Origin of the sequence: Stenotrophomonas sp. SMYL20, from assembly GCF_036320045.1 — a bacterium.
In the GTDB taxonomy this organism is placed as follows: Bacteria; Pseudomonadota; Gammaproteobacteria; order Xanthomonadales; family Xanthomonadaceae; genus Stenotrophomonas; species Stenotrophomonas maltophilia_A.
Map to the genome: position 1 here is coordinate 111139 of NZ_JAWIRT010000002.1, position 21305 is coordinate 132443.

Below are 21305 nucleotides of genomic sequence, written 5' to 3' on the forward strand. Positions count from 1 at the left end.
GACTCAGCGGGGCGCGGCCGGCGTGACCGCAGCGGGGGAAGTGGGGTGGCGCTTGCGCCATTGCTTGAGCACGGCGGTGCGCAGCGACAGCAGCAGCAACCAGCCCAGGAAGCCGATGGCCAACCAGCCGCTTAGCGTGAACACATCATTGAAGCCGCGTACGTTGGCTTCGCGGCGCGCGGTCTGCGCCAGCTGCGCGCTGCCCTGCGCGCTGCGCAGCACCGGGTCGGTGATCTGCGCGCTGTACAGCTGCTGCTGGAGGCGCAGGCGCTGTGCCACCACCGGATCGGCCGGGTCGAGCTGGCTGGTCAACGCGCTGGAGTACAGCTGCTCGCGGTGCAGCTGGAAGGTACCCAGCACCGCCGAACCGGCCAGGCCGCCCAGCGTCTGGGTGATCGACAGCGTCACCAGGAAGGTGATCATGTGGTCCACGCCCTGTTTCAGCGCGGCGGAAATGCCGAGCATGATCAACGGGCCCATGAACATGCCGGCACCGACCGAGGCCAGGAACTGGCTGACGTAGAAGTCGTGCGGTCGATCCATGCTGGTGCGGTGCTGATCGAAGAAGGCGGCAGCGCCGAGCAGCAGGATCGCCATCAGCAGCTGCGCGATCAGCCGCTTCGGGCCGAAGGTCAGCGAGGCACCGGCGATGCCGGTGAGCACGCCCGCGAGGATCACTACGAACAGCGGGCGCATCTGGTCCGGGCCCATGCCCAGCGTGCGCATCAGGTTGACCACGCCATAGGACTGCTCGGTGGTCAGGAAGCGGATCAGGAACGCGCCGACGATGAAGTGCAGCACCGGCAGCTTCGACAGCCAGCGGATCTGCAGCAGCGGATTGCGCCGGTAGTGTTCGATGATGAAGGCAGTGGTGGAGAGCACGATCGAGGCGACCAGCGCCCAGCCCAGCCATGGCGTGTTGAGCCACCAGCGGGTGTAGCCCTGCGCCAGCACGATCACCAGCAGCGCGACAGCCGGCGCAAGCAGGGCGAAGGTGAGGAAGTCCAGTGGCTCGAAGGCTTTCACCTGGATGCCGGGCGGCAGCTTCAGCACCACCACTGCCGCGAACGCGCACAGGGCCAGCCCGGCTTCAAACGAGTAGAGCTGGTGCCACTGGCCGGTATCGACCAGGCCCGGCGAGACGATCCAGGCGATCGGCACCGCCAGCTGCGAGAGGCCCACGCCAACCACCAGCAGATTGCCGGTGAACCGTCGTGGCAGCGCCTGCAGCATGTACAGCGTGCCCAGTGTCGAACAGGCCGCGCCGGCGAAGCCGCTGGCGGCACGGGTCAGCATCGTGGTCTCGAAGCTGCCGACGAACAGATGCAGGACGGCCAGAGCTGCGTACAGCCCCAGCCCGATCTCGGCGAACAGGCGGATGCCGTACTGCTGGCGGAACTTGAAGGCCAGCAGGTTGGCCGTGACGTTGACCATTGCATAGGCCGCCACCAGCCAGCTGCCCTGGGTCGGGGTCAGTGCCAGCTGGCCCTGCAGGAAGGGCAGGTTGGCGGTGACCAGCGCATTGCCGAGGCCACCGGTGATCGCCACCAGCAGCGACACCAGTGCATAGGCCACGCGTCGATAGGGGGGATGCCAGGGCATCGAAGCCGAACCCGGCATGGTCGGCTTCTCGTGCTCCTCCCAATCCGGAACCGGCTTCAGATACGGCTGGACCATCAGCGGGCCTCGCGGGTTGCTCCCTGGAGACCCCCGCGCAGCAGCTGCAGGGCACGCCCGGCCAGGTGGGCGCGCTCGTCGCGGGTCTTGCCGCGCAGGGCTGCGCCCAGCATGCCCGAGATCAGCGAAATGTCCGTCTTCTCCAGGTCGGCACGGCACAGTCCGGCGGCCTTGGCACGGGCGATCGGTGCTTCCAGCAGATCGCGCACGGTCTCGCGCGCGGTGCGCATGGCTGGCACGTCCGAATCCACCGCGCGCCAGTAATCGGCCAATGCCGGCGAATCGATGATGCGCTGGGCCATGCCTTCGAACACCTCGAACAGGGCATCGTCGCGGTCGCCGAGCTGCTCGACCTGGCGCCGGATACGGTCGACCGTACGTTGCAGCAGTGCCTGGATCAGCGCGGTGCGGTCGGGGAAGTTGCGGTACAGGGTGGCGCGGCCCACCTGGGCGCGTTCGACCACCAGGTCCAGCGGGGCGGTGACACCGTGTTGGCCGAACACATGATCGGCGGCGTCGAGGATGAGGGCACGGCGGGCAGCAGCATCGGCACGTTGGGCAGTCATGGAATTATTTTCGGACAAAAGTGTCCGATTGGCGAGACTTTGAGTGACGGGATTGTCCGCTTGTTGTGGTACGCACATCTTTGTGACGGGTGTGTGATGGATCCTACTGGAACGAAGACGGAAGCTCGAACGCTCCTTCAGGACGCAGTAGATCCACGCCATGCGTGGATGAAAAGCTGGCGCAGAAGGGATCTGGCTAGTGGCTGGCTGATCCGCTCATCAAGTCTTCTTCCTGTTCTTGATGAAAGCGATGAACTCTTTCTTGTGGCCCTCGAAGACGCGACGGCCGTACTTCCGGTACTGGGGCTCGAACAAGGCGTAGGCCGCATCCAGATTTCCCGATTCGAACTGGATGGTGGCTGCAAGTTCATCCATGTACTCGCTCGAGGCTTCGCCTTCTCCATAGATGCCTCTGGCGACCATCGCCCACTCTCTGGCCTTTTCAAACTGAGCGGTATCGCGATAGAAGATGGCTATTCCATACGATGAAATCTGGCCGTAGTCATAAGCAGATTTCGGCTCCGGAATCATGTCCCAGCTTTCAAGGAAGCGATGCTCTGCCTCCGCAATGTCGCCGGCCAGCCAAGCGGTTCTCCCACGCTTGGCGGTTGCAAGGAGGCGTTCTTCCAGTTCGGCATCGAGACTCATGGCCATGCAGGTGTTTCCGCTCAGTTTGTCTATTGAATTGACGCCTGATTGAGTCTAGCTGCGCAACGGATGGTGTCGCGGAGGCATAGCACCATTTTCACCAGTTCATGCCATATGCGACAGAAAAAGGGGGCCTTCCGGCCCCCTTAGGTAACGTTCCGACGGCGTAGCCCGGTCAGAAGAACGCGCGGATGCCGAATGCGACACCACGGCCCGGCAGTGGCGAGTAATCACGCAGCAGCGAGGTATGCGGACGCACTTCGCGGTTGGTCAGGTTGCTGCCATCCAGGAACACCTCGTAGCTGTTGCTCGCGTTGCGATCCCAGCGGTAGGCCAGATGCGCGTCGACCAGGGTGTAGCCGTCGCTCGGCGCTTCGTTCTGGGCGACATCCTTCTGGCGGCTGTAGCGGACCGCACCGACCGAGGCGCGCCAGCCGTCCTTCGACCAGCGCAGGTCGGCGCCGACGCGGGCCGGGGCGATGCGCGGCAGGTAGCCGGTGTTGGCCAGCTCCACGCTGTAGTTGTGGTTGTGGTCGCCATGCGGCACGGCGATGTCGAGGTTGCGGCTGCCGTTGCCATCCAGCTTGGCCTTCACGTAGTCGCCGAACACGCGCAGGTCCCAATCACCGGCGCCGCCTTCGAACAGATGCACCAGCGCTTCGGCTTCGGCACCGCGGAACACCGCATCCTGTTGCGTCCAGGCGCGGACCGGCAGACCCTCGGTAACGCCGGTGTCGGCCAGGTAGATGAAGTCCTTGAATTTGGTCTGGTAGACCGACGCCGAGAAGTCCAGGCGTTCGCTGTGGGTGTGGATGCCCAGTTCCACGCGCTGGCCGCGCTCGGTCTTCAGGTTGGCGTCACCGATTTCCAGCGAGCGGGTGGCGATGTGTGCGCCGGCGGCATACAGCTCTTCGTTGGTCGGTGCACGCTCGGAGCTGTCCACGCCGATGCGAAGGTCAACGGCATCGTTGAGCTTCCAGATGCCGGCCGCAGACAGGTTGGTGGCGCCGAAGGTGCGGCGGCGATAGTCACCGGTCGGGTCCAGCTTGACCTGGTCGTGGCGGCCGCCCAGTTCCAGCTTGAACGGGCCGAACTGCTTTTCCTGCAGTACGAACAGGCCGATGTTCTTCGTGCCGGTATCCGGAACGAACGCCTCTTCGCCCTTGGCACCGAAATCACTGTTGCCGAACTGCAGACCGAACGCGCCGTCCCAGCCGCCGATCTGCTGCTGCACCGCTTCCAGGCGCGCCTCGATGCCACGGTTGGTGAAGCGGGTGGACGGCGTGCCGGCTTCCAGCTCCACGTGTTCGTAGTCGGTGTAGGCCACGCGTGCATTGATGTTCTTCAGGAACGAGACCGGGTTGTAGATGCCGGCCTTGGTCTCGAAGCGGTTCTGCACCATGTCGATGCGCACGTCATGCTCGTCGCCGCCTTCTTCTTCATCGCCATGGTCGTGACCGTGGTCATGGCCATGATCATCACCCTCGGCGTGCACGTGCGCGCCATTGGGAATGCCGTAGTTGGTGCGGTAGGTGCTGGCGGATACGCCGAAGTAGCCGCCGTCGCCCAGCCACGTTGCGCCGACACCGCCGGCGCGGGTGCGGATCGAGCTGTTGTCCAGGCGGCCGCGGCGCGGCTCTTCGCCTTCCTCGCCCGCGTGGTCATGGTCGTGATCGTGATCGTGATGATCTTCAAGGCTGTCGATCACGGCATAGCCGGGGATGCGGTAGTCATCGCCATTGCGGACCAGGCCATCCACGTGCAGCACGACATTGCCGCTGACGCCATCGAGGCGGAACATGCCGCTACGCTCGTTGTTCACCGAATTGCCGCGCAGCTCGGCGCGGCCGCTGAGCGGGCGCTCCGGCAGCTCGCGGGCGATGCGGCCATCCACCACATTGACCGCGCCACCGATGGCGCCACTGCCGAACAGCAACGTGGCCGGGCCCTTCAGTACTTCGATCTGGTCGGCCAGGAACGGCTCGATGCTGGTCGCATGGTCGGCGCTGACGGTGGAGGCATCCATGTTGCCCATGCCATTGGACAGCACGGCCACGCGCGGGCCTTCCTGGCCGCGGATGATCGGGCGGCCGACGCCGGGGCCGAAGAACGTGCTCTGCACGCCCGGCAGCTTTGCCACGGTATCGCCGAGGGTGCCGGCCTTCTGCTCGTCCAGGCGTTCGCCGGCCAGTACCTCCACCGGGCGCGCCAGCGATTCGGCATCGCCCTGCAGTGGCGACGCGGTGACCTGCACCGACGACAGTTCAGTCAGGTGGCGGTCACGATGAGCGCTGTCATCGCCGGCGGCAAAGGCAACCGAAGGCAGCAGGGCGGCGAGGGCCAGAGCGAGGGAATGCGGCTTCAACCGCGGGGTGTGGGCGGGCATGGAGCGGGTCCTTTGTTACAGTGTATCAATCGCTGGGCGCACGTATCCCGTCAGCGGGACAGGGGGAGGGAAACCGTGCGGGTCGGGAACAGATGTTATATTATTCCATAACGATTCGCCGACCCTGCTGGAAGTCATGTCCCTGTCCTCACGCCTGCGCCACCTGCTAGACCGTTTCGGCGCCACTGGTTCGATGCTGTGCGCGGTGCACTGCGCGGTGATCCCCGTGCTGCTGGCGGCGGCGCCGTCGCTGGGCCTGTCGTTCTGGCTGAGCGATGGGGTGGAACAGGCGCTGGTGGTGTTCGTGACCCTGCTCGGATTGTTCAGCCTGGTCTGGGGCTACCGCCGGCACGGTGCGCTGCGTGCGCTGGGCTTCCTGATTCCCGGCCTGGTCGCGTTGTGGGCCGGCGTGCTGTACGACCCGCTGCACCACAATGCGGTGCCACACGCGGTGGTGATGACCATCGGCGGCCTGCTGGTGGGGGTCGCCCATCTGGTCAACCTGCGCCTCAACCACGGTCACGTGCACGACGCCAGCTGCGCGCACTAGGCGCTCCGTGATAGGATTTTCGATCGTGCGCGGGGGCGCCCAGCAAGGCGGCCCCGCCGAACCCGTGTCAGTACGGGGTAACCAGATTTCACATTTGAGGAGTTGAAGACATGGGTAAGGGTGACCGCAAGACCGCCAAGGGCAAGCGCTACAACGCCAGCTACGGCAACGCCCGTTCGCACACCGCGAGCAAGGTCGCCGTAGGCGCCGCTGCTCCGGTTGCCAAGAAGACCGTGGCCAAGGCTCCGGCGAAGAAGGCTGTGGCGAAGAAGGCCGTCGCCAAGGCCTGATCCGGCCCAGGCCGGTTCAACGAAAAACGCGGCGCCTGGCGCCGCGTTTTTTTGTGCTCGTCGTTCCGCTTGCTGCGTTCGCCGGGCCATGCCCGGCGGATGACGTACGATCAGCGCAGGGTTTTCTTCAGCGTTTCCGGATTGCCGTCGTTCGGTGCAGCCGGCACCTGCAGCAGGTGCGCCAGCAGCGGGTAGACGTCGACATTGTCGAAGCCATCGATCACCAGGCCCTGACGGAACGACGGGCCGCTGGCCACGAATACCGCGCGCATGGAGGGCAGGGCATTGTCGTAGCCATGCGAGCCACGATCCTGATGGTCTCGCTTGGCGATCTTCTCCTGGTGCAGGGCATCCCAGCCTTCATCCATCATGCAGACAATGGCGGGAATGCGCGGGTGGGTGCCGTAGTGCAGGCGCGGCGGCAGGTTCTCTTTCTTCCAGCACTCGTAGTGCGCGTGACGACCGAGCAGGGCGCGCTCGGCTGCGGCTTCGTGACCGGCCAACGGCGCAAAACCCACCGACTGGCCCTGGCTGACGTTGCGAGCGATGGCCGGGGCGGCCATTGATTCGGTGGAGATCACCTGGCCGACCGGGACGCTGGCCATGCCATGGTCGGAGACCACGATCACGTTGGTGGTCGCGGCCAGGCCGCGCTGCTGCAGGCCGTCGAGTACCTGGCCGACGATCTGGTCAGCGCGCACGATGGCGTCGGCGTACTGCTTCGATTCGGGGCCGTAGTTGTGGCCGGCCTTGTCCACGTGCTCCATGTACAGCGTGGTCAGTTGCGGTGCGTCGGCATCGGTCTGTGCAAGCCAGTCCAGCACGGTGCCCGCGCGTTGTTCCAGCGGTTCCTTGCCGTCGTACACGCGCCATTGGCTGGGGCGCACACCACGGATTTCCGATTCACTGCCCGGCCACGAGGTGGTGGCCGAACGCACCCCGGCGTTCTCGGCGCCGACCCAGATCGGTTCGCCGCCCCACCAGCCGCTGGTGGTGACCGCCTCACGGTTGCTCAGCTCGAACCGGCCTAGGGCTTCATCGTCCATGCTGTTGTTGACGATGCCGTGGTGGTCCGGGCGCAGGCCGGTGACGATGGTGTAGTGGTTGGGGAAGGTCAGCGACGGATAGGACGGGGTCATCCAGCGTGCACGCACGCCGCCGTCGATCAGGCGCTGCAGGTTCGGGGTCAGGCCGCGGTCCAGCGCATCGGCGCGCAGGCCGTCGATCGAGATGAGCAGCAGCTTCGGCGGCGCAGCCGCAGCGACAGCGATGGGAGCGGAGGCGGAAGGGGCGGGCGCGGTGGTGCAGGCGGCCAATGGCAGCAGCAGCGCCAGCGCGCAGGTCAGGCGTACGGAAGTCATCCGCCCATGATAAGCCGGTGCAATGACGCGCCCAAGACACGCTGCGCCGAAGGGCGCAGCGTGTCCGCGCATTTTTCCTTATCCCCGCGCCTGTCGGCGCGCCCCCTTCAACAAGAAGGGGGCTTTTCTCCAGACATGTTCCTGATGCTTCCATCCATGCATGGCGTGGATCTACCGTGTCGACCAAGGTCGACACCTACCAGGTTACGGCGGGTGCCGGGCGCAGCCCGGCCAGCCCTCTCAGGCGAACAGCGGGGCCTGGCGTTGTTCCAGTCGCAGCAGCGCGGCCTTGGTTTCCAGGCCACCACCGAAGCCGGTCAGCGCGCCGTTGCTGCCGATCACGCGATGGCAGGGCAGGATGATCGGCAGCGGATTGCGCCCATTGGCAGCGCCGACGGCGCGGGTCGCACTGGGCTGGCCCAGGTGCTGCGCCAGCTGCAGGTAGCTCCAGGTCTGGCCGAACGGGATCAACGCCAGCGCCTGCCACACACGCAGCTGGAACGGCGTGCCGCGTGGCGCAAGCTCAAGGTCAAAGCTGCTGCGTTCACCGTGCAGGAACTGCAGCAGCTGCTCGCGCGCTTCCGGCAGCGCATCCGGCGCGTAGTGCCAGTCGTCGCGGCCGCGTGCCGGGTGGCGGTTTTCCGGGAACAGCACGTGGGACAGGCCACGCTCGTCACCGGCGATGGTCAGCACGCCGATCGGGCTGTCGAAACGGTCGAACAACAAGGTCATGTCGGTTCTCCAACGAAAGTGCCGGACAGGTGCCACAGGTGCAGCACGGCATAGGCACGCCAGGGGCGCCACGGTTGCGAGCGCGCTTCGGTCGCGCGTTCGCTCAGGCGCTGGCCCTGCGCATGGCCGAGCACCTGCTGCAGTACCAGGTCACCGGCCGGGAAGGCATCGGGCTGGCCGAGCCCGCGCAAGGCGATGTACTGCGCGGTCCACGGACCGATGCCGGGTAGTGCCACGCAGCGGGAAACGAACTCTTCCAGCGCCTGGCCCGGGCCGAAGTCGAGCGCGCCACTGGCACAGGCGGCGGCAAGCGCACGCACGGTGGCGGCGCGGCTGCGCGGCAGGCCGATTGATTCCAGTGGCGCCTCGGCCAGTACCTCGGGCGCCGGGAACTGGCGATCGAACTCCGGCGGCATGCCCGGCAGGTGCGCGCCATAGGCATCCACCAGCCGCCGCGCGAAGGTGGTGGCCGCGGCCACGCTGACCTGTTGGCCGAGCACCGCGCGCACGCCCACTTCGAAGCCATCCCAGCCGCCCGGTACGCGCAGCCCGGGACGCTCGGCGATGCCACGCGCCAGCAAGGGTTCCTCATCCAGTGCGGCGTGGACCTGCTGCAGGTCGGCATCCAGATCGAATACGCGACGCACACGGCGGACGATGTCGGGGATCAGGCGCGGATCGACCGCGCCCAGCTGCAGGCGCAGTTCCGGGCGCTTGGGGTCGGCAGTGACGCGCAGCAGGGTGGGGCGCTCGGGTGTGCCGAGCACGCGCTGGTAGCTGTCTTCGCCGATCAGCTCGATGCCGGGCAGGCTGCGCTTGCGCAGGAAGGCCAGCATGCGTGGGAAATCCAGTGGTGGCCGATATGCCAGACGCAGTACCAGGCAGCCATCGTCGGCGGCCAGCGGCTGGTGCTGGCGACGCAGTGCTGTCGGTGCCATGCCGCAGCCCTGCAGGAAGGCCGTATTGAAACGGCGCAGGCTGTTGTAGCCGGCGGCCAGCGCGACGTCGGTCACCGGCAGCGTGGTCTCGGTCAGCAGCTGCTTGGCCAGCAGCAGCCGATGGGTGGCGTGGATCTGCCCTGGCGTTGCGCCCAGATGTTCGACGAACAGGCGCTGCAGCTGGCGCGCGCTGAGTCCGATCTTCTCTGCGAGGTCGGCTACCGGCTGTTCCTGCAGGAAGCCACCATGGATCAGGGCCAGTGCGCGCTGCACGGTCTGCCCGGCCAGTGCCTGCTGCGCCTGCGGTGCCAGCTCGGGGCGGCAGCGCAGGCACGGGCGGTAACCGGCTGCCGCGGCAGCGGCCGCAGTCGGGTAGTAAGTGATGTTGCGCGGCTTCGGCGGCGGTGCCGGGCACATGGGGCGGCAATAGATGCCGGTGCTGCGCACGGCGGTGAAGAACACGCCGTCGAAGCGTGCGTCGCGGGCCAGGCGGGCGCGGTCGCAGGCGGCGGTGTCGAGGGCGAGGGCGGTGTCCATGGCGCCAGTCTAGGCGTGTGAGGGCGGGGATACTCGCCGGATTCGGACATGGATGCTGGAGGGGGGGCTGGCAGGGCTTGCAGCCCTGCACCCGCAACGTCAACGTCAACGTCTCAATCAAAAGCTGGCAGTCCGTGGGATGGCGGGGCGGTGTGGGCTGTCAGGACACGCCGTAAACCCGTCCATGGGGGCTCGATGGCGCCATCCATGGCGCCAACGGTCCTGTCAGCCCACACCGCCCCACCTCTGACAGTTGGTCGCTGCAGTTGGTGGGTGCCGACCGTTGGTCGGCACGCTTTTGCTGTTGGTAGGTGTCGACCTTGGTCGACACGCTTTTTCCCAAGGGTCAGAGGGGGTTCAGTGCCACGCGCTGAATGCGCGGCCTGGGCGGGTAGACTGTGGCTCTTGCTCCCATGAATCCCGGTTGCCCGATGTCCGCCAAATTCCGCTGGTTGCCCCTGTTGTGCCTGGCCCTGGCGGGCTGCAGTCAGCTGGAGAATCCGGGCAATGTGACGGCTGCCGACAAGGCGGCGCGGGCGCCGGCCAGCGATGGCGAGAACATGGTGTCGATCAATGCGGCTGACGCACCGCCACCGCCGGCGCCGCCGCGCAGCCGGGCGGATCGGCCGTGGCCGCAGGCGCAGTTGGAGAATGGCCGCGCCTGGGTCAGCTGCAGTACCGAGTACGCCGGTGAGGCGGGCGATGGCGTCGAGCTGGAGGGCCTGCAGCGCGAGCAGATTGCCCAGGCCCTGGCGCCGTGTGCCGAGCGTGGCCTGATGCGGGTGCGTTACGCCGGCAAGATCAATCCGGGCTTCGCCGAAATGATGTGGCGACTTGCCGTGGTCGCCGATGAACAGAAGATCCACAAGCGCATCCTCGATCTGGACTCCAGCGGCGGTCAGGTGGAATCGGCGATCGTCGCCGGTGACAGCATCGGTGAATCGGGCTGGACCATCTGGGTGCGCGAAGGCTCGATCTGCCACAGCGCCTGCGTGTTCGTGCTGGCCGCTGGTGACAACCGGCTGCTGTCGGGAAAGGTCGGCATCCACCGCATGATGCGCATCAGTTCCAAGGCCACTTCGCGCGCTGAGCTCAATCGCGAGCTGCACGAGGTCTACGACAACGTGAAGGACTACCTGCAGCGCAACGGCGTGGCGGTGGGCGTGGCCGACCTGATGATGACGGTGCCCAACCGCAGCCTGCGCCTGCTGACGCCGGACGAGCTGCGTCAGTACGGCCTGGATGGCACCAACGCGGTGCAGGACGATCTGGAACGGATCAAGCAGATGCGCGCCTGCGGCGATGACTTCGTGCAGCGCAAGGATGCGTTCCTGATCGCCTTCGACCAGCAGTGCAAGCGCGAAGGCGCCGACATGGAATCGATCAACAGCTGCGGCCAGGCACTGAAGCAGCGCTTCGGTTTCCCGGATGCGGTGTGCCCGGAAGAAAGCCCGCTGTCGGAAATCGATGTGGCAACGTTGCCGCCGGCACCGTCGGAGCCGCCGCCGGTGGCCGAACAGGCGCCAGCAGACACCGGCACGCCTGCCGCGCAGGCCGATGCCGCAGCGGTGGAAGGCAGCGCCCACGCGCGCTGACGAACAGCTCACCGCGCTGGCGTAGACTGCGGTTCTTTCCCGAGAACCGGCGGTGTCCATGAAGCGCGTGCTCCTGCTGCTGTCCCTGCTGCCCCTGACCGCATTGGCGCAGGCACCCGCGCCGGCCACGCCTGCACCGGCACCCGCGCGCCCCGCACCGGCATCGCCGGCGGCTGCGAAACCGGCCACGGCCGGCGCTCCGGCGTTGACTGCCGCGCAGCAGGCGCAGGTGCAGAAGCAGGATGCGGAAATGGGCGCGGCCGCAGTGAAGGCGGCGCAGCTGGTCGATGCCAACCGCGCAGGCGAGTTGTGGGATGGCGCTTCGGCCGTCGCGCGCCGTGCAGTACCGAAGGCCGCCTTCGTCAGTCAGTTGACTGCCGAGCGCACGCGCCTGGGCGCGCTGGCCGGGCGTGGCCAGCCGACCATCACCCGGGTCAAGTACAGCGCCGGTGCCGCAGTGCCGGAGGGGCTGTACATCAACGTCAGCTTCCCGACCCGTTTCGCCAACAGCGCGCAGCCGGTACGCGAGCTCGTCTCGTTCCGTTTCGACGAGGACCAGGTGTGGCGCCTGGCCGGTTACAGCCTGCGTGCGTCGGCACCCTGAGGAGATGATCGATGGCAACTGAACTGACGATGCTGGCCTGGTCGGTGCTGCTGGGCTTTGTCTACATCTTCGCTACCTCCACCGTGGTCACCCGCGAGCGTGGGATGAAGTGGAATGCCTCGGCGCGTGATGGCGAAGCCAGGCCACTCAGCCCGCTGGCCGGGCGCCTGCAGCGTGCGCAGGCCAACTTCCTGGAGACGTTCCCTTTCTTCGCTGCCGCCGCCATCGCAGTGGTCGTGGCCGGGCGCGGCAACGACACCACGGCGCTGGCGGCGCAGGCCTACTTCTGGGCGCGCGTGGTCTACCTGCCGCTGTATGCCGCGGGCGTGCCCTACGTGCGCAGCCTGGTCTGGGCAGTGTCGCTGCTGTCGATCCTGGCGCTGGTGTTCGCGTTGTTGTGATCCCGGCCTGATCCAGATCAAGGCCGGTCAGGTGCGCGGCGCTATGCTGGCGCGGACTGAATCAACGGCAGGAGGCGCGCATGCGCAGGATGGACGTGGTGGTGGTCGGCGCCGGACCGGCGGGTCTGTGCTTCGCGCGCGCGCTGGCCGGTAGCGGCCTGCAGGTCGGGCTGGTCGAAGTTCAACCGCGCCAGGCGCTTGCCGAGGCCGCCTTCGATGGCCGTGAGATCGCGCTGACCCATGCCTCGCGGCAGAGCATGGAGCAGCTGGGGCTGTGGCAGCGCCTGCCGCAGGCCGAAGTCGCTGAGCTGCGCGATGCCAAGGTGATGAACGGCGGCTCGCCATTCGCGCTGACCTTCGCCAGCAGCCAGGTGGACGGTCAGCCGCTGGGCTGGCTGGTACCCAACCATCTGATCCGCCGCGCCGCATGGGATGCCGTGCAGGACCAGGACGGCCTGGAACTGTTCGACGGGCGCAAGGTGCTGGGCGTGCAGGCCGATGTGCAGGGCCACGTGGTCAAACTCGATGACGGCAGCCAACTTCATGCGCGCCTGCTGGTCGCCGCTGACAGCCGCTTCTCCGCAACCCGCCGCATGCTCGGCATCGGCGCGCAGATGCGCGACTTCGGCAAGTCGATGCTGGTGTGCCGCATGCAGGTTGAGCGTGATCATCACCACACTGCCTGGGAATGGTTCGGCTACGGCCGCACGATGGCGTTGCTGCCACTCAACGAGGGCCAGGCATCGGCGGTGATCACGCTGCCGCCGCGGCAGATCGAGGAGCTGCTGGCGATGGATGAGGTGGCCTTCGGTGAGGCCATCAGCGGTTGCTTTGAGCACCGCCTGGGCCGGATGCAGCCGGTGGCCACGCCGCAGGCGTATCCGCTGGTGGGGGTGTACGCGCACCGTTTCGTCGGCGAGCGTTCGGCGCTGATCGGCGATGCCGCCGTTGGCATGCACCCGGTCACCGCGCATGGCTTCAACCTGGGACTGGCCAGCGCACAGCGGCTCGCACAGGGCATCGTCGCGCAGCAGCGACGTGGTGCCGACATTGCCGCGGCCGGCATGCTGGCCAGCTACCAGCGGGGTCACCGGCTGGCGTCGCGGCCGCTGTACGAGGCCACCAATGCAATCGCCAGCCTGTATACCGACGATCGCCGCCCGGCGCGGCTGCTGCGCGCGGCGGGCCTGCGTCTGGCACAAGGCGTGGCACCGTTCAGGCAGCTGATCGCCTCGCACCTGACCCAGCGCGTGGCCTGAACCGGTTCAGATCAGCCCGTTCAGATCAGCCGGCGGCCAGCACCCGGATCTGGCTGTCGGCGAACTCGACCACCTGGCCTGCGCGGATCTTGCAGGCCTTGCGCAGTTCAACTTCGCCGTCGACCCGCACCTGGCCGTCACCGATGACCATCTTGGCCTCGCCGCCACTGGTGACCAGGTCGGCCAGCTTGAGCAGCTGCTTGAGTTCGACGTAGTCACCGTCGAGGTCGAATTCGAGAATCTGCATGGAGCGGGGTTCCTGGGGAAGGGCGCAGCCAGCGGCCGGGCCGGTGAAGAGGGCGCGTATTGTGCGCCAGCTTGGGGCATGACGGTACGCGCACGGCAAGCTGTACGCCTTGTTCAGGATCAATGCGGTATGATTCCGCTCTGAGCGAGTGAAATCTCCTCCAACCGAGCAGCGCCAGGGCACGCGATAAGAAGGGCGCCCAAAGCGCGGACCATCACCTTTTTTATCGCACTGCCAGGAAGACGGCAGTGTCTTCGGAGTTCCCCATGTCCCAAGATTCCCAAGCGCCGCTGCAGTTCGCGCAGCTCGGCCTGTCCGAGCCCGTGATGCAGGCGGTCACCGCCATCGGCTACGAAACCCCGTCGCCGATCCAGGCCGCTACCATCCCGGCGATGCTGGAAGGTCGCGACGTGCTGGGCCAGGCCCAGACCGGCACCGGCAAGACCGCAGCGTTCGCGCTGCCGGTACTGTCCAACATCGATCTGCAGCAGATCAAGCCGCAGGCCCTGATCCTGGCGCCGACCCGCGAACTGGCCATCCAGGTTGCCGAGGCGTTCCAGTCCTATTCGTCGAAGATCCCGGGCTTCCGCGTGCTGCCGGTGTACGGCGGCCAGCCGTACGGCCAGCAGCTGTCGGCCCTGCGCCGCGGCGTGCACATCGTGGTCGGTACCCCCGGCCGCGTGATCGACCACCTGGACCGCAGCACCCTGGACCTGTCCGAGCTGAAGACGCTGGTGCTGGACGAAGCCGATGAAATGCTGCGCATGGGCTTCATCGACGACGTCGAAGCCGTGCTGAAGAAGCTGCCGGAGCAGCGCCAGGTGGCCCTGTTCTCGGCCACCATGCCGCCGCAGATCCGCCGCATCGCGCAGACCTACCTGCAGGACCCGGTGGAAGTGACCATCGCGGCCAAGACCACCACCTCGGCCAACATCCGCCAGCGTTACTGGTGGGTGAGCGGCATGCACAAGCTGGACGCGCTGACCCGCATCCTGGAAGTCGAGCCGTTCGACGCGATGATCATCTTCGCGCGCACCAAGGCCGGCACCGAGGAACTGGCCAGCAAGCTGCAGGCCCGTGGCCTGGCCGCTGCCGCCATCAACGGTGACATGCAGCAGGCCCAGCGTGAGCGCACCATCGCCATGCTGAAGGAAGGCAAGCTGGACATCCTGGTCGCCACCGACGTGGCTGCCCGCGGCCTGGACGTGGAGCGCATCAGCCACGTGCTGAACTACGACATCCCGTACGACACCGAAAGCTACGTGCACCGCATCGGCCGTACGGGTCGTGCCGGCCGCAGCGGCGAGGCGATCCTGTTCGCCACCCCGCGCGAGAAGGGCATGCTGCGCCAGATCGAGCGCGCTACCCGCCAGCCGATCGAAGAGATGCAGCTGCCGAGCGTGGAAGCGGTCAACGACACCCGCATCAACAAGTTCACCTCGCGCATCAGCGAAACCCTCGGCGCCGGTGGCCTGGACTTCTACCGCCAGCTGCTGGAGCGTTTCGAGAACGAGCAGAACGTGCCGGCCATTGAAGTGGCTGCCGCGCTGGCCAAGATGCTGCAGGGTGACACCCCGTTCCTGCTGCAGCCGCCGGTGCGTGCCCCGCGTGAAGAGCGCGCACCGCGCGAACGCTTCGACCGTGGTGACCGCCCGGAACGTGGCGATCGCTTCGACCGCAACGAGCGTGGTCCGCGCTTCGAGCGTGGCCCGCGCCGCGACGACGCCGAAGGTGGCTTCGAGCAGCGTCCGCGCCGTGAGGTTCCGCCACGTGGTGCGCCGGAGCAGGGCATGGAGACCTACCGCATTTCGGTCGGCCACCAGCACGGCGTGAAGCCGGCCAACATCGTTGGCGCCATTGCCAACGAAGCTGGCCTGGAAAGCCGCTTCATCGGCCGCATCGACATCCACGACGACTTCTCGCTGCTGGACCTGCCGGCACAGATGCCGCCGGACGTGCTGTCGCACCTGCAGAAGGTGTGGGTGTCCGGCCAGCAGCTGCAGATGCGTGCGCTGGCTCCGGGTGAAGACACCAACCCGGCCCCGCGTCCGTTCAAGCCGCGCTTCGACAAGCGTGGTCCGGGCGGCCCGGGTGGCCCGCGTCGCGGTGGCCCGGGCGGTCCGGGTGGCCACGGTGGCGACCGCGGCGGTGACCGCGACAGCCGCCCGCCGCGTCGTGACGGCTTCAAGCCGCGCGGCCCGCGCAGCTTCTAAGCCGCCCTGCGGTCCTGAACAACGCCAGCCTCCGGGCTGGCGTTGTCCGTTATGGGCCTGGAAAAGGGGACGGAGGGGATTAAGTCGTTTATGCCCGGCAGTGCGCTTATGCCGAAAACGACTTAATCCCCTCCGTCCCCTTTTCGCATGGCAAACACATTGCCGGTCATAGGCTGGGCCGGTTCCAAGGGAGGTTGTCACCGCAGCACATTCGGGGGGATCCGGGATGGGTAGAAGTGGCACGGACCAGCAGAGCCGGCGGGTGCCGATGACCCGTGGCCTGGGATTGCGCTTTGCGTTGTTGACGGGCATGGCGATCGGGTTGGTCGCGCTGTCCGCGTTGATCCAGGAACTGCAGGCGGCCTCGACGGCCTGGATTGCCGGCCAAGGCTACTGGTCGCGGGGGCAGCAGGATGCGACCGCTGCGCTGAGCCGCTACCTGGCGCGTGGCGATGCGCAGGACCTGGATGACGCGCGCCAGGCCCTGCGGATTCCGTTGGGGGATCTGCAGGCCCGGCTGGCGCTGGAACAGGCGGTACCGGACGAGGAGAAGGCCCGGCAGGGTTTCCTGCAGGGCGGCAACGCGCGCGCCGATATTCCACGCCTGGTGTTCTCGTTCCGCTACGCCCGTGACCTGGGAGCATTCCGCGAAGCCACTGCACTGTGGCGGCAGACCGATGGTGATCTGGAGGCTGTGCAGGCCCTGGTCGCCGAGCTGCAACGGAGGCATGCGGCAGGTGAACTGCCCGTGGCCGACCGCAATCGCTACCTGCAGCAGCTGCGGGATCTCGACCGCCGCCTGCAGGTGCAGGCCCAGGCGTTCTCGCAGGCGCTGCTGAGGATGGCCACCATGGTCCGGATCGCCACGCTGATGGTTGGCGGTCTGTCGGTGCTGGTGATCAGCCTGATGGCAGTGGCGCTGGCGCGTCGTGTCGGCAAGGATCTGACCGAGCACGAGAGCCGCTTCCGCGCGGCGTTCTACCAGGCCAATGTCGGCATGCTGAAGCTCGACACCGATGGCCGCGTGGTCGAGGCCAACCAGGCGATGGCGGATATCCTCGACTACCGGCGTGATGTGCTGCTGCAGATGCTGCTGGGTGACCTGCTGATGGAGGGGGAACTGGTCCTCGATGGTGTCGGCCGCATCGACTGGGACCGGCAGCTGCGGCCGAGCGAGCTGCGTTTCCGCCGGCGCGATGGCAGCCTCGTCTGGGGACGCTGGAGCGGTACCGCGGTTCGCAGCTCGGGCGGTGGATTGTCGGTGTTCGCGATCATCGAGGATGTCAGCCAGAACCATGCACTGGCGCGCGAGATCGAGCATCACGCCAGCCACGATCCGCTGACCGGCCTGATCAACCGCCGCGAGATCGAACGCCTGCTGGAGCGCGCGCTGCTGCAGGTCCGGACGGACGGTGGTACGCATGCGCTGTGCTACATCAACCTGGACCACTTCAAGCTGGTCAACGACAGCTTCGGTCATGCCGCCGGCGACCAGATGCTGCGCGGTTTCGCCGACTATCTGGTGGCGGCGGTGCGTGATGGCGATTGGGTCGGCCGCCTGGGGGCCGATGAGTTCGCGGTGTTTCTCGCCCACGCCGGCCAGGATGAAGCCAAGCGGGTACTGCAGCGGGTGATCCGCAACCTGGGCCAGGCCACGTTCCCGATCAGCGAGGGCAGCCCGCAGTTGAGCTGCAGCATCGGCGTGGTCGAGGTCAGTGCCGAGGCGCCGGACGCGAACTGGTTGATGAGCGCCGCCGACAGCGCCTGCTATGCCGCCAAGCAGGCCGGTCGCAACCGCGTGCACTGCTTCAACGAGAACCGCATGGCGCTGGAGGAGCGGCGGCAGGAGGCCGAGCGTCTGCAGGGTGTCAGCCTGGCCATGGCGGAGAATCGCATGCTGCTGTACGCGCAGCGCATCGCCCGCGTGGGCGATCCGTCCTACCTGCATTACGAGGTGCTGGTGCGCATGCGTGGTACCGATGGCAGCCTGCATCTGCCCGGTCAGTTCATGCCGGCGGTGGAGCGCTATGGCATGGCGGTGGCGCTGGACCGGCACGTGCTCGGGCTGCTGTTCCGCCACCTGCAGGTCTGCCCGGCACACGTGCGCCAGCTGGGCCTGTGCAACGTCAACGTTTCGGCGCAGTCGATCGCCGAGCCGGGATTCCTCGCCTTCGTCTGCGACCTGCTCGAGCGCAACCGCGCGCTGGCCTCGAAACTGTGTTTCGAGATCACCGAGACCGCGGCGATCAGCAACCTCAGCCAGGCACGCGCTTTCATCGATGCGGTCAAAGCGCGTGGCTGCCGGATGGCACTGGATGACTTCGGCTCCGGCCTGTCCTCGTTCGGCTATCTGCGCCAGCTGCCTGCGGACATCCTGAAGATCGACGGCACCTTCGTGCGTGACATGGACACCGACCCGGTCAGCCACGCCACGGTGCGGGCGATCAGCGAGCTCGGGCGGGAACTGCAGATGGAGGTGGTGGCCGAATGGGTGGAAACCGCCGAGGTGGCTGGCGCACTGACCCGGCTCGGCGTGCAGGGCCTGCAGGGCTACGCGATCGAGCGGCCGCAGCCGCTGGAACGGATGACCCTGAGTGACCTGAGGCCGGTCCGCCTGGTGGCGGTGAAGGGGCCTCCGGCCGCTGGCTGAACGGCGCACGGCGACTTTGGTCTACACATGCGTTGCGTGCCCGGCTGCGATAATGCGCGCCAGGGGCGACGCGCAGTGGGCGCGGACGTAAGCAGGAACAGGATGTGGCGTGGGCGTCAGGCAGTGGCGGTACGAAACAGGGGCGCTGCTGGTCGTCCTGCTGATGGGAGTGTTGCTTCCCGGTCTGGTGCATGCGCGCCTGGCCGAGGCCGGCCGGGATTTCCTGCTGGTTGGCGCACCGACGGACGAACCGACACCCCATCGTGGCTGTACGCCCGCGATGCTGGCCGGGCCGCGCGAGCAGGTAGAGGTACCGGCGCCGCCCGGGGGCTGGTCTGGGCAACCCCAGGCGCTGGATGTGTTCAACGTGTTCGCTGGCGAAGTCCGCGTACAGCATGGTGACCGCGAGATCTGCGGCAACATGCACGATGCGCGCACCCGTGATTCGCGCTTCCGCGCCGGCATCGGCCTGGTGGCGGTGCCAGCGGCAGGCAGCCATGAGCCGTTCCTGGTGTCGTGGCAGGCGCCGCTGAAAGCGCGCTGGGTGCCAACCTTGCGGCTGGGGGCGCCCAGTCCGGTCCAGCAGAACGATACCGCCCGCCTGCTGGTGCGCGCGGCCTGCATCGCGGTGGCGATCGCGCTGGCGCTGTCGGCATTGATGGCCTACCTGACCACCCGTGACCGCAGCTTCCTGGTCTACATCGGCGCGACGATCGTGGTGGTGGTGTGGCAGGCGGTTCTTGGCGGCTTGAGCGGCTACCCCGAACCGTGGCTGCCGGTGGGCGAGCGCGGCGCATGGTGGCTGCTGGCGCTGACCGCCGCGACCCAGGCGCTGGTACTGCCCGCTCTGTGGCGCCTCAACGGCGGGGACCGCTTGCTGCCGCGCTCGCGGCCGGCACAGCAGGCTGTGCTGTGGGGCCTGATGGGACTGGCCGCGCTGGTGCCGTGCCTGCGCTGGGACACCCTGGCGCTGGTCGCGCAGAGCCTGCAGCTGACCTTCATCCTCGGTTGCCTGTTGTCACTGGCCGCTGGCATGCGTGCCTGGTTGCGCGGTGACTGCTGGGCGTTGGCGGGCCTGGCGGCGCTGGTGCCACTGCTGGTGATGATCGCAGCCGATGCCAGCAGTGCGGGGTGGCTGCTGGAGTACCGGGTGGAAGCACTCCAGCTGTCGGTGACCTGGCTGCTGATGATGGCCGCCTATGCCATGAACCAGCGGTTGGGCCGGCTGCGCCAGCAGCGCGATGAACTGCGCCAGCTGGCCGAAACCGATGGCCTGACCGGGCTGCCCAACCGCCGGGCCGGCCTGCAGCAGCTGGCCCGTCACCTGGCACAGGTCGACCGTGAGCGCGGCCCGCTGGTGATCGGCTTCCTCGACATCGACCTGTTCAAGGACATCAACGACCGCCATGGCCACGCGGTGGGCGACCAGGTGCTGGTGGCGGTAGCGCGAGCCCTGCGCACGGCAGTCCGCAGCCAGGACGAAGTGGTGAGGATGGGCGGCGAGGAGTTCCTGCTGCTGATGCCGGGCATGCCACGCGAGGCGGCGTCGGCGCGCCTGGACCGCCTGCGCCAGCGCATCACCGAAGCCGGCCAGGCCCTGCAGGTGCCGGGCCTGGAAGTGACCGCCAGCATCGGACTGGCGCAGTGGCGGCCGGGTGAGGATGACCTGGCCGGGCTGCTGCGGCGGGCCGACCATGCCATGTACGTGGCCAAGCGGGCGGGTCGCAACCGGGTGTTCGACGGCGAAGAGCTCGATCCGCCGGCCCCGGCATGAAGCGCAGCGGGCGGCGATGCCGGATAATGGACCGATGACCACCCGACTCAACAAACATATCGCCGACACCGGCTTCTGCTCCCGCCGCGAGGCCGATCGCCTGATCGCCGCCCGCCGCGTCACCGTCAACGGCCACGCGGCCGGCACCGGTGCGGTGGTGGGCGAGGAAGACCAGGTGCTGGTCGACGGCCAGCCGCTGCGCGCGCGCGTGGCACGCAAGCCCGGCGCCCGCCGCCACGTCTACATCGCGCTGAACAAGCCGGTGGGCGTCACCTGCACCACCGAAACCTCGGTCAAGGGCAACATCGTCGACTTCGTCGGCCACGAACAGCGCATCTTCCCGATCGGGCGCCTGGACAAGGAGTCCGAAGGCCTGATCCTGATGACCAGCAACGGCGACATCGTCAACCAGATCCTGCGTGCCGAGAACGGCCACCAGAAGGAGTACCTGGTGGCGGTGAACAAGCCGGTCACCGACGAGTTCCTGCGTGGCATGGCGCGCGGCGTGCGCATCCACGACCAGATGACGCTGCCGTGCAAGACCTCGCGCATCGCCAAGTTCGGTTTCCGCATCACCCTGCAGCAGGGACTGAACCGGCAGATCCGCCTGATGGCCGCCGAGTTCGGCTATCGCGTGACCCAGCTGCGCCGCGTGCGCATCGACAACATCAAGATCGGTGCGCTGAAGCCGGGCCAGTGGCGCAACCTGACCGAGCAGGAGCTGCAGGGCCTGCTGCCGAAGCAGCTGGACTGGTAACGCGCGGTAGTGCCGGCCGCTGGCCGGCAGCACCAGGCATCGAATGAGCGCGGGATGCCGGCCAGCGGCCGGCACTCCCCGGTGTGCGGATTGCGCACCGGCATCAGCTAGACTCCGCAG

General features: G+C 67.4%; 18 protein-coding genes. 10 read left to right on the plus strand and 8 right to left on the minus strand.

Annotation, left to right across the window (positions count from 1 at the left end; genetic code table 11):
- Positions 1-3: 3 nt before the first annotated feature.
- From V3B48_RS02090 to V3B48_RS02105, 4 genes are all read right to left on the minus strand, one after another.
- Entirely contained in the window at positions 4-1677 is a 1674-nt protein-coding gene (locus tag V3B48_RS02090; RefSeq protein ID WP_329893067.1) for an MFS transporter, read from the minus strand.
- Complete coding sequence (locus V3B48_RS02095; protein WP_279912876.1) at positions 1677-2243, minus strand: helix-turn-helix domain containing protein; 567 nt, start codon at positions 2241-2243, stop codon at positions 1677-1679. The genes V3B48_RS02090 and V3B48_RS02095 overlap by 1 nt, the downstream gene beginning before the upstream one ends.
- 219 nt (positions 2244-2462) lie before the next feature.
- Positions 2463-2897, minus strand: a complete 435-nt coding sequence (locus tag V3B48_RS02100) for a hypothetical protein (protein WP_285303678.1) — start codon at positions 2895-2897, stop codon at positions 2463-2465.
- Between the two features lie 169 nt (positions 2898-3066).
- A complete protein-coding gene (locus V3B48_RS02105) occupies positions 3067-5277 on the minus strand; it encodes a TonB-dependent receptor (protein WP_285303679.1) in 2211 nt (736 codons plus the stop codon).
- 136 nt (positions 5278-5413) lie between these two features.
- Between V3B48_RS02105 and V3B48_RS02110 the strand changes: the two genes are divergently transcribed.
- Both V3B48_RS02110 and V3B48_RS02115 read left to right on the plus strand, forming a co-directional pair.
- Positions 5414-5827, plus strand: coding sequence for a MerC domain-containing protein (locus tag V3B48_RS02110; protein WP_008264835.1), 414 nt, complete (start codon positions 5414-5416; stop codon positions 5825-5827).
- 110 nt (positions 5828-5937) lie between these two features.
- Complete coding sequence (locus V3B48_RS02115; RefSeq protein WP_004150462.1) at positions 5938-6117, plus strand: 30S ribosomal protein THX; 180 nt, start codon at positions 5938-5940, stop codon at positions 6115-6117.
- Between the two features lie 110 nt (positions 6118-6227).
- Here the strand turns inward: V3B48_RS02115 and V3B48_RS02120 are convergent, their stop codons facing one another.
- The 3 genes from V3B48_RS02120 to V3B48_RS02130 all read right to left on the minus strand — a co-directional run bounded on the left by V3B48_RS02120 (position 6228) and on the right by V3B48_RS02130 (position 9685).
- On the minus strand, positions 6228-7478 hold the full coding sequence (locus V3B48_RS02120; protein WP_180837978.1) for an ectonucleotide pyrophosphatase/phosphodiesterase: 1251 nt from the start codon (positions 7476-7478) through the stop codon (positions 6228-6230).
- 240 nt (positions 7479-7718) lie between these two features.
- Positions 7719-8210: a methylated-DNA--[protein]-cysteine S-methyltransferase gene (locus tag V3B48_RS02125; RefSeq protein ID WP_012510484.1), complete on the minus strand. Its 492-nt coding sequence runs from the start codon at positions 8208-8210 to the stop codon at positions 7719-7721.
- Complete coding sequence (locus V3B48_RS02130) at positions 8207-9685, minus strand: AlkA N-terminal domain-containing protein (RefSeq protein ID WP_329893068.1); 1479 nt, start codon at positions 9683-9685, stop codon at positions 8207-8209. The genes V3B48_RS02125 and V3B48_RS02130 overlap by 4 nt, the downstream gene beginning before the upstream one ends.
- A gap of 431 nt (positions 9686-10116) precedes the next feature.
- On the opposite strand from V3B48_RS02130, the gene V3B48_RS02135 reads away from it, so the two are divergent.
- The 4 genes from V3B48_RS02135 to ubiM all read left to right on the plus strand — a co-directional run bounded on the left by V3B48_RS02135 (position 10117) and on the right by ubiM (position 13544).
- Complete coding sequence (locus tag V3B48_RS02135; RefSeq protein WP_032128359.1) at positions 10117-11280, plus strand: hypothetical protein; 1164 nt, start codon at positions 10117-10119, stop codon at positions 11278-11280.
- Between the two features lie 58 nt (positions 11281-11338).
- Complete coding sequence (locus V3B48_RS02140) at positions 11339-11884, plus strand: DUF4019 domain-containing protein (RefSeq protein WP_032128358.1); 546 nt, start codon at positions 11339-11341, stop codon at positions 11882-11884.
- Between the two features lie 11 nt (positions 11885-11895).
- Entirely contained in the window at positions 11896-12285 is a 390-nt protein-coding gene (locus V3B48_RS02145; protein ID WP_032128357.1) for an MAPEG family protein, read from the plus strand.
- Positions 12286-12365: 80 nt separating this feature from the next.
- Positions 12366-13544, plus strand: coding sequence for a 5-demethoxyubiquinol-8 5-hydroxylase UbiM (ubiM, locus tag V3B48_RS02150; RefSeq protein WP_329893069.1), 1179 nt, complete (start codon positions 12366-12368; stop codon positions 13542-13544).
- A gap of 25 nt (positions 13545-13569) precedes the next feature.
- Here the strand turns inward: ubiM and V3B48_RS02155 are convergent, their stop codons facing one another.
- On the minus strand, positions 13570-13791 hold the full coding sequence (locus V3B48_RS02155; protein ID WP_010486399.1) for an RNA-binding S4 domain-containing protein: 222 nt from the start codon (positions 13789-13791) through the stop codon (positions 13570-13572).
- Between the two features lie 266 nt (positions 13792-14057).
- On the opposite strand from V3B48_RS02155, the gene V3B48_RS02160 reads away from it, so the two are divergent.
- The 4 genes from V3B48_RS02160 (at position 14058) to V3B48_RS02175 (ending at position 21185) form a co-directional block, all read left to right on the plus strand.
- Positions 14058-16004 (plus strand): DEAD/DEAH box helicase, encoded by a 1947-nt coding sequence (locus V3B48_RS02160; RefSeq protein ID WP_032128355.1) that lies wholly within the window; start codon positions 14058-14060, stop codon positions 16002-16004.
- A gap of 226 nt (positions 16005-16230) precedes the next feature.
- Positions 16231-18654 (plus strand): EAL domain-containing protein, encoded by a 2424-nt coding sequence (locus V3B48_RS02165; RefSeq protein ID WP_049424576.1) that lies wholly within the window; start codon positions 16231-16233, stop codon positions 18652-18654.
- Positions 18655-18763: 109 nt separating this feature from the next.
- On the plus strand, positions 18764-20428 hold the full coding sequence (locus tag V3B48_RS02170; protein ID WP_329893070.1) for a sensor domain-containing diguanylate cyclase: 1665 nt from the start codon (positions 18764-18766) through the stop codon (positions 20426-20428).
- A 34-nt stretch (positions 20429-20462) separates the two neighbouring features.
- Entirely contained in the window at positions 20463-21185 is a 723-nt protein-coding gene (locus tag V3B48_RS02175) for a pseudouridine synthase (RefSeq protein ID WP_049424580.1), read from the plus strand.
- Positions 21186-21305 lie beyond the last annotated feature (120 nt).

Excerpts from the sequence above, each read along its gene's own strand:
- V3B48_RS02090 (WP_329893067.1), bottom strand. The coding sequence starts at position 1,677 with ATGGTCCAGCCGTATCTGAAGCCGGTTCCGGATTGGGAGGAGCACGAG.
- V3B48_RS02095 (WP_279912876.1), bottom strand. The coding sequence starts at position 2,243 with ATGACTGCCCAACGTGCCGATGCTGCTGCCCGCCGTGCCCTCATCCTC.
- V3B48_RS02100 (WP_285303678.1), bottom strand. The coding sequence starts at position 2,897 with ATGGCCATGAGTCTCGATGCCGAACTGGAAGAACGCCTCCTTGCAACC.
- V3B48_RS02105 (WP_285303679.1), bottom strand. The coding sequence starts at position 5,277 with ATGCCCGCCCACACCCCGCGGTTGAAGCCGCATTCCCTCGCTCTGGCC.
- V3B48_RS02110 (WP_008264835.1), top strand. The coding sequence starts at position 5,414 with ATGTCCCTGTCCTCACGCCTGCGCCACCTGCTAGACCGTTTCGGCGCC.
- V3B48_RS02115 (WP_004150462.1), top strand. The coding sequence starts at position 5,938 with ATGGGTAAGGGTGACCGCAAGACCGCCAAGGGCAAGCGCTACAACGCC.
- V3B48_RS02120 (WP_180837978.1), bottom strand. The coding sequence starts at position 7,478 with ATGACTTCCGTACGCCTGACCTGCGCGCTGGCGCTGCTGCTGCCATTG.
- V3B48_RS02125 (WP_012510484.1), bottom strand. The coding sequence starts at position 8,210 with ATGACCTTGTTGTTCGACCGTTTCGACAGCCCGATCGGCGTGCTGACC.
- V3B48_RS02130 (WP_329893068.1), bottom strand. The coding sequence starts at position 9,685 with ATGGACACCGCCCTCGCCCTCGACACCGCCGCCTGCGACCGCGCCCGC.
- V3B48_RS02135 (WP_032128359.1), top strand. The coding sequence starts at position 10,117 with ATGTCCGCCAAATTCCGCTGGTTGCCCCTGTTGTGCCTGGCCCTGGCG.
- V3B48_RS02140 (WP_032128358.1), top strand. The coding sequence starts at position 11,339 with ATGAAGCGCGTGCTCCTGCTGCTGTCCCTGCTGCCCCTGACCGCATTG.
- V3B48_RS02145 (WP_032128357.1), top strand. The coding sequence starts at position 11,896 with ATGGCAACTGAACTGACGATGCTGGCCTGGTCGGTGCTGCTGGGCTTT.
- ubiM (WP_329893069.1), top strand. The coding sequence starts at position 12,366 with ATGCGCAGGATGGACGTGGTGGTGGTCGGCGCCGGACCGGCGGGTCTG.
- V3B48_RS02155 (WP_010486399.1), bottom strand. The coding sequence starts at position 13,791 with ATGCAGATTCTCGAATTCGACCTCGACGGTGACTACGTCGAACTCAAG.
- V3B48_RS02160 (WP_032128355.1), top strand. The coding sequence starts at position 14,058 with ATGTCCCAAGATTCCCAAGCGCCGCTGCAGTTCGCGCAGCTCGGCCTG.
- V3B48_RS02165 (WP_049424576.1), top strand. The coding sequence starts at position 16,231 with ATGGGTAGAAGTGGCACGGACCAGCAGAGCCGGCGGGTGCCGATGACC.
- V3B48_RS02175 (WP_049424580.1), top strand. The coding sequence starts at position 20,463 with ATGACCACCCGACTCAACAAACATATCGCCGACACCGGCTTCTGCTCC.